Source organism: Bradyrhizobium sp. dw_78, assembly GCF_018449525.1.
In the GTDB taxonomy this organism is placed as follows: Bacteria; Pseudomonadota; Alphaproteobacteria; order Rhizobiales; family Xanthobacteraceae; genus Bradyrhizobium.
The window spans coordinates 349,303-366,162 of record NZ_JAAVUS010000006.1; the positions used below are offsets into that span (position 1 = coordinate 349,303).

Annotated in this window: 18 protein-coding genes and 1 tRNA gene; 6 read left to right on the plus strand and 13 right to left on the minus strand. The window is 62.7% G+C overall.

The genetic code is table 11. The features are described from left to right. Window positions 1–105 precede the first annotated feature (105 nt). Window positions 106–1,278, minus strand: a complete 1,173-nt coding sequence (locus tag HB630_RS17950; RefSeq protein WP_213773594.1) for an MFS transporter — start codon at window positions 1,276–1,278, stop codon at window positions 106–108. A gap of 116 nt (window positions 1,279–1,394) precedes the next feature. On the opposite strand from HB630_RS17950, the gene HB630_RS17955 reads away from it, so the two are divergent. Then, window positions 1,395–1,742, plus strand: a complete 348-nt coding sequence (locus HB630_RS17955) for a helix-turn-helix domain-containing protein (protein ID WP_213773655.1) — start codon at window positions 1,395–1,397, stop codon at window positions 1,740–1,742. A 21-nt stretch (window positions 1,743–1,763) separates the two neighbouring features. Here HB630_RS17955 and HB630_RS17960 read toward each other — a convergent pair. Further along, window positions 1,764–1,840 (minus strand) — tRNA-Ala (locus HB630_RS17960). Between the two features lie 54 nt (window positions 1,841–1,894). After that, window positions 1,895–2,602, minus strand: a complete 708-nt coding sequence (locus HB630_RS17965) for a class I SAM-dependent methyltransferase (protein ID WP_213773595.1) — start codon at window positions 2,600–2,602, stop codon at window positions 1,895–1,897. 122 nt (window positions 2,603–2,724) lie between these two features. Here HB630_RS17965 and HB630_RS17970 point away from each other — a divergent pair, with 122 nt between their 5' ends. Then, a complete protein-coding gene (locus HB630_RS17970) occupies window positions 2,725–3,252 on the plus strand; it encodes a DNA starvation/stationary phase protection protein (protein ID WP_213773596.1) in 528 nt (175 codons plus the stop codon). 64 nt (window positions 3,253–3,316) lie between these two features. Here the strand turns inward: HB630_RS17970 and HB630_RS17975 are convergent, their stop codons facing one another. Both HB630_RS17975 and carA read right to left on the minus strand, forming a co-directional pair. After that, window positions 3,317–3,838, minus strand: coding sequence for a PaaI family thioesterase (locus HB630_RS17975; RefSeq protein ID WP_213773597.1), 522 nt, complete (start codon window positions 3,836–3,838; stop codon window positions 3,317–3,319). Between the two features lie 159 nt (window positions 3,839–3,997). Beyond that, complete coding sequence (gene carA, locus HB630_RS17980; protein WP_213773598.1) at window positions 3,998–5,188, minus strand: glutamine-hydrolyzing carbamoyl-phosphate synthase small subunit; 1,191 nt, start codon at window positions 5,186–5,188, stop codon at window positions 3,998–4,000. Window positions 5,189–5,471: 283 nt separating this feature from the next. Between carA and HB630_RS17985 the strand changes: the two genes are divergently transcribed. After that, window positions 5,472–5,927, plus strand: coding sequence for a GatB/YqeY domain-containing protein (locus HB630_RS17985; RefSeq protein ID WP_213773599.1), 456 nt, complete (start codon window positions 5,472–5,474; stop codon window positions 5,925–5,927). 101 nt (window positions 5,928–6,028) lie between these two features. Here the strand turns inward: HB630_RS17985 and HB630_RS17990 are convergent, their stop codons facing one another. The 4 genes from HB630_RS17990 to HB630_RS18005 form a co-directional block, all read right to left on the minus strand. Continuing rightward, window positions 6,029–6,442 carry a hypothetical protein gene (locus tag HB630_RS17990; RefSeq protein ID WP_213773600.1) on the minus strand — a complete coding sequence of 138 codons (414 nt, stop codon included), beginning with the start codon at window positions 6,440–6,442 and terminating at the stop codon, window positions 6,029–6,031. A gap of 154 nt (window positions 6,443–6,596) precedes the next feature. Next, entirely contained in the window at window positions 6,597–7,541 is a 945-nt protein-coding gene (locus tag HB630_RS17995; protein ID WP_213773601.1) for a hypothetical protein, read from the minus strand. Window positions 7,542–7,699: 158 nt separating this feature from the next. Then, window positions 7,700–8,134, minus strand: a complete 435-nt coding sequence (locus tag HB630_RS18000) for a nuclear transport factor 2 family protein (RefSeq protein WP_213773602.1) — start codon at window positions 8,132–8,134, stop codon at window positions 7,700–7,702. 265 nt (window positions 8,135–8,399) lie between these two features. Further along, window positions 8,400–8,855, minus strand: coding sequence for a nuclear transport factor 2 family protein (locus HB630_RS18005; protein WP_213773603.1), 456 nt, complete (start codon window positions 8,853–8,855; stop codon window positions 8,400–8,402). 386 nt (window positions 8,856–9,241) lie between these two features. On the opposite strand from HB630_RS18005, the gene HB630_RS18010 reads away from it, so the two are divergent. Both HB630_RS18010 and HB630_RS18015 read left to right on the plus strand, forming a co-directional pair. Beyond that, window positions 9,242–9,484 (plus strand): hypothetical protein, encoded by a 243-nt coding sequence (locus tag HB630_RS18010; RefSeq protein WP_213773604.1) that lies wholly within the window; start codon window positions 9,242–9,244, stop codon window positions 9,482–9,484. Window positions 9,485–10,413: 929 nt separating this feature from the next. Next, the gene (locus HB630_RS18015; protein WP_213773605.1) at window positions 10,414–10,605 is read left to right on the plus strand and encodes a hypothetical protein; all 192 of its coding nucleotides are present in this window, start codon (window positions 10,414–10,416) and stop codon (window positions 10,603–10,605) included. Window positions 10,606–10,783: 178 nt separating this feature from the next. Here HB630_RS18015 and uvrB read toward each other — a convergent pair whose 3' ends face one another. From uvrB to HB630_RS18035, 4 genes are all read right to left on the minus strand, one after another. Further along, window positions 10,784–13,864: an excinuclease ABC subunit UvrB gene (uvrB, locus tag HB630_RS18020; protein ID WP_213773606.1), complete on the minus strand. Its 3,081-nt coding sequence runs from the start codon at window positions 13,862–13,864 to the stop codon at window positions 10,784–10,786. 66 nt (window positions 13,865–13,930) lie between these two features. Continuing rightward, a complete protein-coding gene (locus tag HB630_RS18025) occupies window positions 13,931–14,122 on the minus strand; it encodes a hypothetical protein (protein WP_213773607.1) in 192 nt (63 codons plus the stop codon). Window positions 14,123–14,144: 22 nt separating this feature from the next. Next, window positions 14,145–14,417: a hypothetical protein gene (locus HB630_RS18030; RefSeq protein WP_249780898.1), complete on the minus strand. Its 273-nt coding sequence runs from the start codon at window positions 14,415–14,417 to the stop codon at window positions 14,145–14,147. A 143-nt stretch (window positions 14,418–14,560) separates the two neighbouring features. Beyond that, on the minus strand, window positions 14,561–15,913 hold the full coding sequence (locus HB630_RS18035; protein WP_213773608.1) for a metallophosphoesterase: 1,353 nt from the start codon (window positions 15,911–15,913) through the stop codon (window positions 14,561–14,563). 198 nt (window positions 15,914–16,111) lie between these two features. On the opposite strand from HB630_RS18035, the gene HB630_RS18040 reads away from it, so the two are divergent. Then, window positions 16,112–16,807: a glutathione S-transferase family protein gene (locus HB630_RS18040; protein WP_213773609.1), complete on the plus strand. Its 696-nt coding sequence runs from the start codon at window positions 16,112–16,114 to the stop codon at window positions 16,805–16,807. Window positions 16,808–16,860: the final 53 nt, after the last annotated feature.

Genomic DNA, 16,860 nt, shown 5'->3' on the forward strand with positions numbered 1-16,860 from the left:
AAACCGCCTGCACTTTGGCGGATCATGCGCCGGCGCGGGTTACCCTCGCGCGCGGTTGGTCTTTAGAACAGATTTTGTAGCCGCGAAAGGGCTTTAAGGCTGGAATCAACCGGCAATTTTATGCAATTTCAGCCCCGCGCGGCGTTCACTGAGCAGCAGGACCGCAAGGCCAGCCGCGGCACAGCCACCGCCGACCCAGCCGAGGTCGGTCGGCGTGAGAACCATCAGGACGACACCTCCCAATGCGCTTCCCAAGGCGAAACCGAAATACATCGCCGAGGCGTTGAGCGACAGCGCAATCATGGCCGATTTCGGCTCGATGCGGACGAGGTTTGCGACCTGTCCGGGATAGAAGGTCCAGCCGGAAACGCCCCAGATGAACACGAGGCCAAGAAACAACGGTGACGCGAGATCGGGCGGCGCAAATTTGAGCGTAGCGGATTGGAGGATGAGCGCCGCCGCGATGCCGCCGACGCCGAGCGCGGCGGTTCGGATCGGGCCGGCCCGGTCGGTCAATATGCCGCCAAGGGTGTTGCCGATCGCCGCGGCGACGCCGAACACCAGCAACGCCAGGCTGGTGTCCGAGGCTTGAAAACCGAGTTGCTGCATCAGCACCGACAAATAGGTGAAAACCGTGAAGCCGCCGACGGCCCAAAGCATCGTGACGACAAGGAAGCGCAACACCTGTCCGTGGCGAGCGATGGCGATGCGTTCGGCGAGGCTGGCGACGTGGCGCGGAAGCCCTTTCGGCAGACCGAACACGAGGCCAGCCAGCGCCACCGCGCCCAGCGCGGCGACCATGATGAAGGTGGAGCGCCATCCAAAGGTATGCCCTACCCAGGCACCGATCGGCGCCCCCACCACGGTCGCGACCGTCATCCCCGAAATGACCAGCGAGATCGCGCGTCCCTGGCGCTCCGGTGGCGCCACCGCCAGGGCGACGGCCAGCGCCGTCGGCATGCAGAGGCCGGCGCCTACCGCCATCAGCATGCGCGCCGCCATCAGCGTGACATAGGAGCCGGCCGATATCGCCAGCACGTTGCCGGCGATGAAGCAGGACAGCGAGAAGACCAGCACGGTTTTCCGGTCGAGATTGTTGAAGAGCACCGCGAGCACCGGGGAGCCGACCGCGTAGGTCAGCGCATAGGCGGTTACCAGCTGGCCGGTCGCCGAGGCGGATATCTGCAGGTCGGACGCGATGGCCGGAAGCAGGCCGGCGATGACAAAGCTTTCAGTCCCGATCGCGAAGGCCGCGATGGCTAGCCAGAGCACACTCATAGCGACCCCATTGTTCAAAATTCATTGAACAATTGGATGGAATAAACATCATTGTCAATTAGTTCAATAAATCTTGAACATTGAAGTCGTTGCGGCTTGGCGTTATTTTGTTGGCGATGTCGCGTTTACCCGTCCATCCGACCCGGGATCAGATTGAGCTGCCGCTGGTGCTTGATTGCCTCAGCGACCCGACGCGGCTGGCGATCGTGTGCAGCCTGGCCGAGCATGAGGAGGCCGCGACCGAGCTTTGCTGCGGGGATTTCTACAACTTCGCCGGTAAATCCAATCTTGCGTATCATTTCGCGCGGTTGCGCGAAGCGGGTCTGGTCAAGACCCGCATCGAAGGCACGACACGGTACATGAGGCTGCGCCGCGACGATCTCGACGCGCGTTTTCCGGGCCTGATAGGCGCTGTTTTGCAGGCGGCCGCGCGCGAAGCGAAGGGCCGTGATCCGGTCAGCTAGAACAATCATGCTGCAGGGGATTGGAGGCCCAGCCTGGATTTGAACCAGGATAAGGAGCGATGCACTGCTCCCGCGTCAACGCTTTCCGCCACCGGGCCACAGCCATCATCGCCAATTGTCCCGCGGCGGGCCACGCCTAACGGCGATTAACCCTAACCCGCAGCTTGATCCGTGGGCCGCGCCACGAATGTCATGCGCCACGGATTGTGCCCGATATTCGAAGGCGCCCGCGAGGCGGTAAATCCGCCGGCGGCAAGCTTGGCGATCATCTCGGCTTCGCTATAGCGTCGCAGGCCGACGCGTGAGCGCAGTTGGCGGTAGTCCGACAGCGCGGTGCTGATCAGCCCGATCAGGGCGTCGCGCAGAAAGCCGTGGGTCGCCGCGAAACGCAGCAGCGCGAAGACGTCCCTGGGCATGCCGACTTCCGGGCGCAGGATATCGCCCAAAATCAGCCACCCTCCGGGTTTCAAGAGTCGGCGCACGACCGCGAATGCGGTGTCGAGTTCGGCCGGCGTCATATATTGAACCACCGAGTTCATGACCGCGAGATCGACCGACTTTTCCCGCATTTGCCGGAGGTCTTCCAGCGAACGCACCCTGATCTTGGTGTTGGGCGCGAAACGCGCGATCAGCCGGCCACGCACGCCCGGCGCGGGCTCAGCCAGGATCAGCGCGCCGCAGGCATCCGCTACTTTTGCCGCGGATAGCGCTTCTCCGCAGGCGTAATCGAGCACCACGGCGTCCGGAGAGGGGATATAATCGATGATATCCTTCGCAATCAGTCGAAAATGCAGGTCGCGGTGGAGCTTGCTGACATAAATCGTATGCGTGGAATCGTAATAATCGATCCAGTCGTCCATCGTCACAGGGGTCCGGCAAAACAGGGGTTCCGGTCCAGGAACCGGTCGATACGTGATGCGTTAGTTGTTTGGCGAGCCGTGATTGCCGCCAAGTTCCGGGTTTCCTAACAGGAAGGTTCATCGTGAGCAAAGCCAAGTCTGACAAAACCTCTCCCGATCTCGATACGCCGACCGACCTGCCGTCCGCCGCGGTGGACAAGATCTCGGCCGCGCTCAATACGCTGCTGGCCGATGCCTTTGCGCTGTACCTGAAGACCAAGAATTTCCACTGGCATGTCAGCGGCCGACATTTTCATGATTATCATCTGATGCTCGACGAGCAGTCGGATGCGATCTTCGCCACCACGGATCAATTGGCCGAGCGGGTGCGCAAGCTGGGTGGCACCACGCTGCGCTCGATCGGGCAGGTCAGCAAGTTGCAGACCATCAAGGACAATGACGAGGACTATGTGCCGCCGCGCGAAATGCTGCGCGAACTGATGGAAGACAACAAGCATGTCGCAGCCGCGATGCGAAAGGCGCATGCGCTGTGCGACGAGCATGGGGATTCCGGCTCCGCCGGGTTGCTCGAAACCTTTATCGACGAGACCGAGCGCCGCACCTGGTTCCTGTTCGAAGCCAGCCGCCAGGAAGGCAGCAACGCGGCTTAAACATGTCATTCCGGACGATGCCAACGGGGCCGCGCCAAGCGCGGCCCCGTTGGGTATCAGCGCCTCACATTCCCACTATTTCCTTGCCCATTGTTTCCCTGGGAATCTCGAAAACCAGGCAGGTCGTGGTGGCATGCGCCAGCAGACGGCCTTTGGCGTCGGTGATGCGAGCTTCGGCGGTGGCGGCGCGGCGCCCGACATTGAGCGTGCGGCCCTCGGTGCGGACCGTTCCGGTATCCTTGGTCATGCCTCGGATGAAGCTGATCTTGAATTCGAGCGTGGTGTAGCCGGTGCCTACCGGCAGCGTGGAATGGACCGCGAGCCCCATCGCCGAATCCAGCAGGATCGCGGCGTAGCCGCCATGCACCGAGCCGATCGGATTGTAGTGCCGGATGCCGGGAACGCTGTGCAGCACCACGGCGCCAGGCTCGGCCGTGCAATCGAATGGCTCCACGCCCTGCATGATCGGCGGCTCCGGCAACCGGCCTTCGAAGATGGCGCGGACGAAATCGATGCCGGCCATCGACGCCAGGACTTCGGTCGAAGTGACGCCGTATCCGGGCTTGCCGGCGGTGCTGTCGGGCATGGGACGGTTTCCTTATTCAATGACAACCATCATACAAAATGTGGCATGACTGCACCAGTGCCCTTGAAATACGGCACATCGTCCTGCCCGGTTTTGATCCGAGCATCTATCATTTGTCAAAAAAGCGATTGCCGGAGCAGGTCCGGCAATGACAGTGCGTTACGCGCGCTTTTTGTCGCGCATCAGGTCCGCGAACCGCTTGAACAGATAATGCGAGTCGCGCGGGCCGGGCGAAGCCTCGGGATGGTACTGCACCGAGAACACCGGCTTGCCGTCGAGCTGGATGCCGCAATTCGAGCCGTCGAACAGCGAGATGTGGGTTTGCGTCGCGCCCTTGGGCAGGGTTGCCTGATCCACCGCAAAACCGTGGTTCATCGAGGTGATCTCCACCTTGCCGGTGGTCTCGTCCTTGACCGGATGATTGGCGCCGTGATGGCCCTGGTGCATCTTTTTGGTCTTGGCGCCGACGGCAAGGCCCAGCATCTGATGGCCGAGGCAAATGCCGAACGTCGGCGTGCCCGAATCAATCACTTTCCTGATCACCGGCACCGCATATTTGCCGGTCTCGGCGGGATCGCCCGGGCCATTCGACAGGAACACGCCGTCCGGCTTCATCGCCAGGATATCTTCGGCGGACGTGGTCGCGGGCACCACCGTGATCTTGCAGCCGACCCCGGCCAGCAGCCGCAGGATGTTGCGCTTGACGCCGTAATCGATGGCGACGACGTTGAATTGAGGGGCGGTTTGCCGGCCGAAGCCCTCGTTCCAGGTCCACGCTGTTTCATCCCAGGTGAAACGCTGGCCGGAGGTGACCATTGGCACCAGATCCATGCCTTCGAGACCGGGCCATTCGCGCGCTTCTTCCTTGAGGCCATGCAGATCGAACTGGCCGTCCTTGGAATGGGCAATGACGGCGTTCGGCATGCCCTTGGAGCGGATCAGCGCGGTCAGCGCGCGGGTATCGATGCCGGACAGGCCGATGATGCCGCGCGCCTTCAGCCATTGGTCGAGGTGCCGCGTGGCGCGGTAATTCGAGGGATCGGTAATGGCGCTGCGCAGGATCACGCCGCGCGCGCCGGGCGTCGCCGCCATGTTCACCGTCTCGATGTCTTCGTCGTTGGTGCCGACGTTGCCGATATGCGGGAAAGTGAAGGTGATGAGCTGGCCGGCATAAGAGGGATCGGTGAGGATCTCCTCGTAGCCGGTCATCGCGGTATTGAAGCAGACCTCGCCGACGGCGTGGCCTTCGGCGCCGAGGCCAAAGCCTTCCAGCACGGTGCCATCGGCCAGCACGAGGAGCGCGGTCGGCTTGTGGTCCGGCCAGGCTGAAGCGTTTTCAGATGTCGTCATGAACGCATTACATAATCGTCGCATCCGTGCCCGTCAAAGCCGGAAAGCACGGAATCCCGCGCGTCAGCCGATATTCGACCGCCGGAAAGGGGATTTTAAGGTGCGTCCCCCGTATTCGGCCGAATTTCATCAATTCCGACGTACTGGACGCCCGCGCATGGAAAACACGCTCGCCTATTGGCTGCGAAGCTAGAATGATCAACTTGAAGTTCCTGCACGGCGGTTGTCTCGGTGGCGCGAACAGCCTAGATCAGGCGCGTGAGGCGCCATAGAGGACGGGAAAATGCTGCGCGACGACATCAATAATGCGGTCAAGGACGCGATGAAGGCAAAGGACGAGCGCAAGCTCTCCACGCTGCGCATGGTCAATTCGACCATCAAGAACGCCGACATCGATGCGCGCGGCCAGAGCAAGCCGCCGCTCAGCGACAGTGACCTGCTGGGCGTGCTGCAGAAGATGATCAAGCAGCGCCAGGAATCCGTCGAGCTCTACGAGAAGGGCGGCCGCGCCGAGCTTGCAGCCCAGGAGCGCGAGGAGATCGCGATCATCTCCGCTTACTTGCCGAAGCAGATGTCGGACGACGACGTGAAGGCCGCGATCGCCTCGATCATCGCCGAGACCGGCGCCTCCGGGATCAAGGACATTGGCAAGGTCATCGGCGCGCTGAAGGCGAAATATGCGGGCCAGATGGATTTCGGCAAGGCCAGCGGCCTGGTGAAGGCGGCGCTGACCGGATAATCCGATGCTCGCGGAAGCCTTCACTTAAGACAAGACCACTCAATACAAGACCGCCGCTCCCGGATGGAAGCGGCGGCCGTAGAAGCAGCAAATAACGAAGCTTAGCTGTTGCGCAATCCTTCGGCCGCGCGCTTCCACTGCGTCACGTTGTCGGCGATCATCCGCGTCGATTTCATCGCGGCCTGGCTCAGCTGGGCATAGCCCGAAATTTCGCGCTGCACGCGCTGGCCCTCGGCATGAAGCAGCTCACGCAGGCTTTCCAGTTCGCCGATCAGGTTTTCGATTTCCGAAAGCGACGTCCCGGCCACGCGCTGGATCAGCGAGTTGACGTTGTTGACGGTCGCCTCATGGGTCGGCTCCAGCACTTCCGGGCCGGGTGCTGCATTCGGCGCCGGACGGCGCAAATAGGCGATATCGTTGCGTACGAAATCGCGGATGCCGGCTTCGACTTCCGTGACGGCGTCGAGATTGCTGTCCACTTCGGTTGATTCAACTTTTTCAGAACGAACGTTCATCGACTAACCCCTGTTTCGCGTTGAGCGAGCGCGGACTCCCCCGCACGACGAAAGATAAGTGGTTCTATCTGCGCTGCCGATTTTGGCCGCATCGGGGCCAATATGCGGCAATGGTCGATCTTTAACGCGGCTCAACACGCTGTTAACCTTGTGTTTACCAGCTTTGCCTGTAGCCGGCGGTCAGACTCCTGTTCGGCGGCCCCACCGGGTTTTCGCCGATCGAGCCGCTGATGCTGACGCCGCCGAATAATTTCTGCTCGGCGCCGATCCGGCGCAGCCATCTTTCGTCGGTCGACGAGAGCGACTGGCCGGCGGTGAAGCTGGTGCCGGTGTCGGCGATGTTCAGCGTCGCCGACTGATCGGTGTCGTAGCTCCGGGCCGGATGCCCGATCATCCCGACTCCGGGGATGGCGCCCTGTTCGATGAAGTCGTAGCCGTTCTGGAGCGTGAGCGAATAGCGGTCGGTCAGCGGCACCGACTTGCTCAAGGACGTGCCGAGCTTGCTTTGATCCTGTGAAGGATCGACGCGCGCCTCCACTGCCGTCTTGTCCCAGATCGCGTCGACGCCGGGAGCCGTGATCGATGCCCACGCCGTGCCGGAAGACTGCGGCAGGCTGCCGCCGTTCGCGAGCTTCTCCGACAGGAGCTGGGATTCGGTCAGCGTCTGCGGCTGGCGGGCGACGCTCATGTCGGCGCCGACCTGCGTATTCAGGAAGGACGACAGCGACTGTTTGACCGAGACCGCCGATGATCCGTTGGTATTGTTGTCATTTGACGACCAGCTCAAGGCGGCGCCCGGCAAGGCTTGCGGCGCGGACCGTGCTTTCCCGGCCGGGTGGACGGCCGGCGCCGATGCGTCGACATTGAGCTGGCTCCAGTCCAGCCTGTCGACGTCGATATCTTTCATGTCGTCGTCGTTGGTATTCACGGGCGCGCCTGTCGTCTCGGCAACGCGCGCATCGGCCCAGGGATCAGGAGGGAGATTGGCGGTTGGATTGGTGGCGGCTGTCTGCGCATGCGCCGAAAGCAGCCATGCCGCGCTGAAGCCGGCGACCAAAACCGGCAGCCCTGTCCAGCGATGTCGTCCCGTCGAAGTCATAAGCTCAGCCCTGATCCGGTCCGGCTGCCAATGCCGGACGCGACCAAAATGCGTTTGCCGTGGTGCAAAATTATGGCGCCAGGCGCAAGCCGTGATTCACATCATCGCGATGCCGCGATCCGCCTGAGCGGTGCTCCGCACCGCCCAGGCCAATGTCCTTACGACGCCAGCTTCGGCAGATGGATCGGGCGTCCGAGCGCCTGTTCCACCAGATCGAAGGTGTCGACGAGAACGCGGATATTGGAGAGCCGGCCCGCCTTGAACTGTGCGAAATGCGCAAGCCGCAGGCTGATCGGCTTGTTGGAATCGAGCGCCGTCAGCGAATAGCGTATCATCGAGGCTGCTGAATCGACGCCGAGCAGCACCGACTCCCGGTTGACACGGTGGACCCGGACGTTGTCGGCGATCCGCCTGATCACATCGAGCACGGCTGCCTTGCCGCGGCGCGCGCCGAAAAAGGGAAACATGTCGATCGGGCCATAAATCGCCCAGTCCACGTCGTCGTCAATCAAGGCTTCGAGATCCGCGTATTGGCGCTCATCGATCGCGCGATGCAATGCGCGCGAAAAACGCCAGAGACTATGCTCTGTCATTATATGCATTCCTGAACATGGCTTGAAAAATAAGCAAGCGGCCCACAGAGCGTCATTGGCGACGCCGCGGCCGGATGCTTCACTTCGTTCCTAGGTTGTGAAATAGCGGCGGCCAACCGGAATGCAATCTGCAATTTTGCATTGCACAAATGCGACGTGCCGATGAACCGAAAAAGTTCTAACCGCCGTGCCGGTGCGCAGCCTCACGCCCGATCGCTGTTTCGATATCGCGAAACGCCATCACCCCGATGCCGCCGCGATAGGCTTAGCTGCGCATTGCCTCGCGCAGGTCGGTGGCGAATGAATGGGTGAGGTCCTGGCCGAGCAATTGCTGGACGAAGTCGAATGAGTCGAGGAATGCGCGATGAATGTGGATCAGCCCGTCGCGCATCGTGAAGAATTGGGCGGTCTCGAGCCGGACCATGCGATCGTCATTGCGCTTGCGCAGGCTGAGGAGCTGTATCGTCGCGACCTTGTCGCCCTCGACGGCCATGAACTTGACCTCGCATTTCCGGCTCGAATAATAGCTCTGCTGCGTCCGGATCGCTTCGCTGATCCAGGCCCTGCCGTGCTTCTGTCCGAGATGCGGAAACAGGTCGACCGGCGCGTGGGTTACGCTGTCGAGTTCCTCGTCGCAATACGTCATCGCCTTGTCGATGTCGCCGGAATAGAACGCGTCGAGGAAATTCAGCACGCTTTGCCGGTGCATATCCTCAGCCATTTCCTTCTCCGCGGCATTCCATTCCGATTCGCTGTAACGGTTCCATTGTGAACGGAATTATCAGGCGATCAATCGGCAAAGCAACGTAAGTGTGTACACAGCCATGAGGCGCGGGCCGGTGCAATTTTTACGTGTAGCACTGTGCCGATTTCGCGCGAATGCGTTTCAACGGCCGTGCAGATTGCCGCGCGACATGCCCGGTGATTCCGTGCGGACGTTTCTCCATGCGCCTGATCTCGTAGGGATCGTCCCGAGCGCGGCACGGTCTGCGTATCATTTGTTTCATCATTCCGATCCGGCTTGAACCGCGGCGGCCATTACCTATCTCACGGGCGCGGCGCGATGGAATCGGATCGACCAAGCCGCGGGAAGAGGAAGCAGCCGCCATGAAAACGATCGCCACCTTGTTCGCCGTCGCCGCGCTGACGCTGGCCGCCACTGCGGCCGACGCCAAGGGCTGCATCAAGGGCGCGGTGGTCGGCGGCATTGCCGGTCACTATGCCGGCCATCACGGCCTGCTCGGCGCCGCCGCCGGCTGCCTCTACGGCCGCCACCACGCCAAGGAGCAGGAGCGCCAGCAGCAACAGCAAGGCCAGGGCCAGCCGCCCGAGGCGCAAGGCAAGATCTGATTCGTCATTGTTCGGAGCTTGGATGCCTTTGTTGTCGCCCCCGCGAACGCAGAGATCCATGACCGCTGATGCCAGTTGTCGATCGAACTGCGGCTGCAGCGTCGTGTGACAATAGGCTTGTGTGGCTATGGGTCCCGGCGCAAGGCCGGGACGACATGGAATTTGTTTTCCGATTTAATTTTCAAACAGCAGGCGCAACCTCGCGATCCCGCGGCGCGATGCGTCCGAGTCATGCACGAACCATTTGCCCCACAAAAAAAGAGGGCGCAGGAAACGCCGGGTGCCCGCCGCACCCGCAGCCTCGCGTGCAAAATGTAGAAAGCACACGAGTTCGTCACCACAGGTGTACCGGAACGCCCGGCGTTTCCTGCGCAATGGTTTTAACGGCTTACTCCGCGCTCTCCCCGGCGACGAATTCGTCTTGTCACCGTCATCGGCGGATTGAAGGTTTTGTCAGTTCGGTCGAACCGACATCGCCTCCGCCAACTTGACACCAGCAACGGGTGCCAGGACCACACGGCTTCACCGTCCGCAACAGCGCCGTTCGTCCGCGCGCCGTCATCGCTCACGAGCCGTGAAGCCCGCCCTGCGATTCCATTCGCGCGCCCGGCGCTGCCGCGTCCACCGCATCCCGCGCCCAACGTCCGTGACGATCGCGATACGCCCCTCTTTGGGGTACGGGATGGCGCGGCAGATGCAGGTGATTTGGGTCGGATGAAAACGGAAATATTTTTAGGGACGGGGCTGGACAGGGCAAATCACTTTTCGCGGCCCGTCGACAGCTTGCCTGGATTGCCGTCGTGGCTGTCATCGGGCGCGCATTCGCTTGTCCCGTTGGCGCAGTCTCTCGGCCATGCTCCTGTTGAAATTCCCAGGAACATCGCCGCCATCGTCGGCGTTTTCCCTTCGTTGCGTGACGGAGGAGAACGATGACAAAGCCGCTGATAAAAACCATCCGACCCGTTCCCGACGAGAACCAGTGCCACAAGGGCCCCGGCAGCGTGCCCGGTGTTCCGCTCGACACCACCAAGGGCCATCGTGACGACGAGAAGCACAATATCCGCGAGCAGGCCGCACACGGCAATCTGATCCAGAACACCAGCAACAGGCGGTCGGGATAAGAGGCCCGCGTGTACATCTTCACACGCCGTCATTCCGGGACGCGTGACATGCGAACCTGGAATCCATAGCCACCCGCAAATGGACTCCGGACAGTCACTTTCGCGGTTTCCGGAATGACGGAAACGCAATTGCTTAGCAGGCCGGAATTCCGCGCGGAAAGTTCGGATGGGCTACCGACTACCGCTTCTTCCATCCGCCCCGGTGCCCCGGCGCGCCGCCGGTGGAGCGCGGGGAGGGACCGAATTCGGGGCCTGACTGGCGCGAGTCGGTGGGCTGGAAGATCTTGCTGCCGGGACCGGGCGGCTTGCTCGGGAGCGTCCCGCCGGGGCGATGGGGCACGCTCTCCGTGCCCGGTCCCATTTCGTCCAATGTCGGCTTGCGCGGACGGGCAGTTTTGCCGCGCGACGGCTTGACCTCGTGCCAGGTCGCGATGCCCATCTCGTCGAGATCGGGCTTGTGGATTTTCGAGGCAGCGCCTGAGCTCGGGGTATTGTTGCCGCCGCGCTTCGGGGACTGCCGCGGCAAATTGGCGGCCTCGCCGTATTTCTTTGTGCCCGCATAGGCGCCGGCCTTGCCCTGTACCACGCGCTGCTTGGCGGTGGGGTCGTCGACCACGGCCAGTTCGGTGGCGCGCAGGCGCTTGACCTCGTCGCGCAGGCGCGCCGCTTCCTCGAAGTTCAGGTCGGCGGCGGCCTCGCGCATCCGGGTTTCGAGATCGGCCAGCACGGCTTCGAAATTATGCCCGATCGCGATCACGTCGTCGGCCATGCCGTGATCGCCGAGATCGACCATCACATGGTCGCGTTCGTAGACCGAATTGAGGATGTCGCCGATCGATTTCTTCACGCTCTCCGGCGTGATGTTGTTGGCGGTGTTGTATTCGACCTGCTTCTCGCGGCGGCGGTTGGTCTCGGCGATGGCGCGCTCCATCGAGCCGGTCATGTGGTCGGCATAGAGGATCACCTTGCCGTCGACGTTGCGCGCGGCGCGGCCGATGGTCTGGATCAGCGAGGTCTCGCTGCGCAGAAACCCTTCCTTGTCGGCGTCGAGGATCGCGACCAGCGCGCATTCGGGAATGTCGAGGCCCTCGCGCAACAAATTGATGCCGACCAGCGCGTCGAAGGCGCCGAGCCGCAAATCCCGGATGAGCTCGATACGTTCGATGGTGTCGATGTCCGAATGCATGTAGCGCACGCGGATGCCCTGCTCGTGCAGATATTCGGTGAGGTCTTCCGCCATCCGCTTGGTCAGCACGGTGACGAGCGAGCGATAGCCGGCCTGCGCGGTGGCGCGCACCTCGCCGACGAGGTCGTCGACCTGGGTGCGGGCGGGGCGAATGTTGACGGGAGGATCGATCAATCCGGTCGGGCGGATGACCTGCTCGACGAATACGCCGCCGCTTTCATTGATCTCCCACGCCGCCGGCGTTGCCGACACCGCGACCGTCTGCGGGCGCATCATGTCCCACTCCTCGAAGCGAAGCGGCCGGTTGTCCATGCAGGAGGGCAGGCGAAAACCGTATTCTGCCAGCGTCGCCTTGCGGCGGAAGTCGCCGCGGAACATGCCGCCGATCTGCGGAATGGTGACGTGGCTTTCGTCGGCGAACACCAGCGCGTTGTCGGGCACATATTCGAACAGGGTCGGCGGCGGCTCGCCGGGAAGGCGGCCGGTCAGATAGCGCGAATAGTTCTCGATGCCGGCGCAGCTTCCGGTGGCTTCCATCATCTCGATATCGAAGGTGGTGCGCTGTTCCAGCCGCTGCGCCTCGAGAAGCCGGCCCTGATTGTTGAGCTGGTCCAGCCGCAGCTTCAATTCGCTCTTGATCGACTTGATCGCCTGCACCAGCGTCGGCCGCGGCGTCACATAGTGCGAATTGGCGTAGACCTTGATGAATTCAAGCTCGTCCTGCTTGTGGCCGGTGAGCGGATCGAACTCCTCGATGTTCTCGACGGTGTCGCCGAACAGGTTGATGCGCCAGGCGCGGTCTTCATAATGCGCCGGGAAGATGTCGATGACGTCGCCGCGGACGCGAAACGTGCCGCGGGTGAAATCGGCCTGGGTGCGCTTGTATTGCAGCGCCACCAGGTCGGCGATCAACTGCCGCTGGTCGATGCGCTCGCCCTTCTTCAGCGCGAACGTCATCGCGGTGTAGGTTTCGACCGAGCCGATACCGTAGATGCAGGACACCGAGGCGACGATGATGACGTCGTCGCGCTCGAGCAGCGCGCGCGTCGCCGAATGGCGCATGCGGTCGATCTGTTCGTTGATCGAGGAATCCTTCTCGATATAGGTGTCGGTCCGCGGCACATAGGCCTCGGGCTGGTAGTAGTCGTAATAGGAGACAAAATATTCGACGGCGTTGTCGGGGAAGAAGCTCTTGAACTCGCCATAGAGCTGCGCCGCCAGCGTCTTGTTCGGCGCCAGGATGATCGCGGGGCGCTGCGTCGCCTCGATCACCTGGGCCATGGTATAGGTCTTGCCGGAGCCGGTGACGCCGAGCAGCACCTGGGTGCGGTCGTGGCGGTTGATGCCCTCGACCAGTTCGGCGATCGCGGTCGGCTGGTCGCCCTTCGGCTGGTATTCGGACTTGATCTCGAAGCGCACGCCGCCTTCGGATTTTTCCGGGCGCGGCGGACGATGCGGGGTCCAGACTCGCAACTGGCCGTCCTGGCCGCGGAATTCGGGGCGGCCTTCGCGGATCAGATTTTCCAGCGCGTCGGCGGTGGCCTTGACGCCCAGCGCTTCCATCTTGCTGCGCGGCGGACGCGCCAGCGCTTCGTCGTCGTCCTCCGCGGTCGGCAGACCGAGCTGCCGCGCCAGTTCGGGATCGAGCGTCGGTATCGTCGCCGCGGTGCCGTAATGGGCCTGCGGCGCTTCGTCGAAGCCGGAGTTCGCGGAAGTCTCCCCACCCTGGCCCTCTCTCGCTTGCGGGGGAGAAGTGGGTGGGGGCAAGCCGGGCGACGTGCCGTTTGCCGTATCGCGCTTGGCGGCATCATCGCCCGCGCCGCGCGTTGAAGCCCGCGCGCGGTGTACGGCGGCTTCGCCGCCGGCGCGGCGCTCCCAGGAATTGTCCGGCGGCGGCTGCAAGCCGGTGGAGGAACCGATGCCGCTTTCGCCGCGGTTGATGGCGGGGTTGAGCAGTTCCGCCAGTGCCGGACCGATCGGTTGCACCTCGGGCCGCGACGCCTTTGAAGAATTTGGCGCTTTCGATTTCGGTGTCCTGCCGGGCTTTTTGGGGGTGTCTGGATGCTTCGCCATGTCCCGAATATGGGACGAGTCTCGCCGACATGAAAGGGCAGTTGGACCGGCGGCTGCGGCCGGATTTTACGCCGTCTGCCGCGTGTCTTTCACGATGTCCAGATGGATGCCGCCGCACTTGGTGCAACGCATGGTCCAGTATTCGCAGCCGCCTCGTCCCTGGATGATGCGCAGCACCGCGAGGTCGGCTTCGCAGTCCGGGCAATGGGAGCGCGGGGCGGCGGAATAGACCGGAGTTTTGCTGACGAGTCGGAGCATCGGCGTGGCACCTTTCCAGTGCTTAAAGCGTGGCCCGGGATTCGGCCGGCGGCATCGGCGCGGTCACTGTCATCGGTGGGAGTGTCGCGTATCGCGGCCCGAAATGATCGATGTGGCTCATCGCGTCCGCGATCGCGGCGTCGGAATTGGGCCAGGCGAATCCGAGTTCGAGCGCGGGAAACGGAACGCCGTCGATCACGACCGGTTTCAGGTCCGCGCGCCGGATCCGCGCGTGCCATAAATCCGTTCCAGCCTGGAAGGATTCGATGTCAAAACCGTCGTAAAGGCAGGCCATTTGCGGTCCCCCATGCTGGAGCCACAACCGACCACAATTCGGCAAAACCAAGTGTGAAGCGGTTCACACACCGCGCGACATTTTTCCCGGCGAGGCTGGGGGGCGGCGAAATGCTCCCTCTAGCGGGGCCGCGGCGTTGCGCCTCAGTTCGCGACCATGTGGCGATCCGCCAGCCGGACGGTGACCATGTCGTAGCGGGATTGCGCCAGCGACCGCGCGCCGACCTGGTGGAATCCGATCTTGAGGTACTGTCTGTCGACATGGATGCGCAGGTAGCCGTAATTATGGTCGTCGTATTTGGCGAGAAACAGATGCTTGACGTCGGCGACGCCGCCCTTGCCTTCGAGATAGCCGACATCGGCTCCGGCGTTCGGTTCCTGTGCTGGCTTGCCGCGCCGCGCCCTGACCAGATTATTCGCGTTGTGGCCGCCGTCGCCGCAGACGATGAAGGGGACATCGATCTCCCGGCCGCCGAAATTCATGATCCGGGTGTAACGCTGGTAATTATGGGCGTGGCCGGAGAGGAATGCGTGCGGGTAAACGCCCACCTCGTGGCAGACCGCGTCGATCTGCTGCTGCATCGCCGTGCTGCAACCGTGATCGCCGCCGCTCCCGCCATCCTTGTCCGGCGGCGAATAGCTGAATGCCGGATGATGGGTCGCCAGCAAGACGGCGCCCGCGTATTTCTGCTGCTTGATCAGCGTGAGCTGGGCCCGCAGGAAATCGATCTGGATGTTGGTCACCGGCCATTTTTTCGTCTTGTCGAGGCCAGAGATCACGCCGGGATCTTCCAGCGCGTTGCTGAACAGGCCGATGATCCGGACGAACGGCGCATCCAGCGTGAAATAGACGCCGGGCTGCGTCATCGCGGTCCGGTGCAGCGAGCCGGCTTCCGGCGTGATCACGGTTTGCGTCGCGCAGAAATTGCGCTGGAATGTGGTGAGCGGCGCGTCGGCCGGCTTGGTGCCCGGAATGACGAAGGAATCGTGGTTGCCGGGTATCGCGAAAATCGGCGCGGGATAGTTGCGGAACGGTTCGTAGAACTGGTCGTAGTAATAGCGCGCCTCGCCGAAATTATAGACGACATCGCCGAGATGGTAGAGGAACGCGGCGCGGTCGGCTTCCGCCGCCGACGCGCAGTCCAGCGTCACCTGATCGGCGACGCGCAGTTCCTTGGGATATTTTCCCGCGTTCGACGCGCCGGAATCGCCGAGCGAGTGGAAGACGATCTTGCCGGCGTCGGTGATCTTCCTGACGATCTGCGGGCCGTGGCTGCCATAGGCCGCCGCGAGGCTGAACATCCCGTCATTGCCGATCCGCGATTTCGGAATCGCGACCACGTCCTTTTTCGCGAGGTCGCCGATCTGCTTGTAGAGCGCGTTGTCGCTGCCATGCGCGGTGGAAAATCCGGTCGGATCGGGCAGCGATCCGTCTTCGCCGAAAACCGGTTCGTGAAATACCGGCTGCGGAAGTCTGGTACGGGCTGCTCTCGCCATGCGGCAATTCCTCCATCCTTGCAAAACCCCGACTGTCATCCAACCGCGTTACAGGCCGACGACGGCCGATGCCGGCGCCGCTTGGTCCGTCTCGTCATGCGCGGGCTTGACCCGCGTATCCATCTTTTTGAAGATGGATTGCCGGATCAAGTCCGGCAATGACGATTGGTATTCGACGCGCGCGAACGGATGACGTCAATGAATCTGAAACTTTTCGAGCTTGTCGGCGCCGATGAGAGCCGTCCGTTCAGCCCGTTCTGCTGGCGGACGCGGATGGCGCTGGCGCATAAGGGGCTCGGGATCGAATCGATCCCGTGGTGCTTCACCGACAAGGCGGCGATCGCCCCGCACCGATCGGAAAAGGTGCCGGTGCTGCTCGACGGCGAAACCTCGGTGGTCGATTCCTGGGCGATCGCCAATTATCTCGAAGATACCTATCCCGAGCGGCCGTCCCTGTTCGGTGGCGCGGGCGGCCGCGCCATGGGGCGGATGATCAATTGGTGGGGCGATGTCGCCGTGGTCGGCGGCGTGTTTCCGCTGATCGCCGCGGATATTCCGCCGCTGCTGAAGCCGGAGGACGCCGTCTATTTTCGCCGCACGCGCGAGGCGCGTTTCGGCAAGCCGCTGGAAGAAGTCGCGGCCGGACGCGACAAGGCCGTCGAAAGTTTCCGCCGCGCGCTCGATCCGATGCGGCTGACGCTGAAGACGCAGCCCTATCTCGGCGGCGACGCGCCGAACTATGCCGACTACATCGTGTTCGGCGGCTTTCAGTGGGCGCGCGTGGTCAGCCCGTTCAAATTGCTCGCCGAGAACGATCCGGTCCATGCCTGGCGCGAACGGCTGTTGGACGCGTTCGACGGCATGGCGCGCCGATCGCCGGGCTATCCGGTGTAACTACGTGGCTGTCGTGGTTGCGGCGCCTGATGCCGCCTGCCGCAGGCAATCCG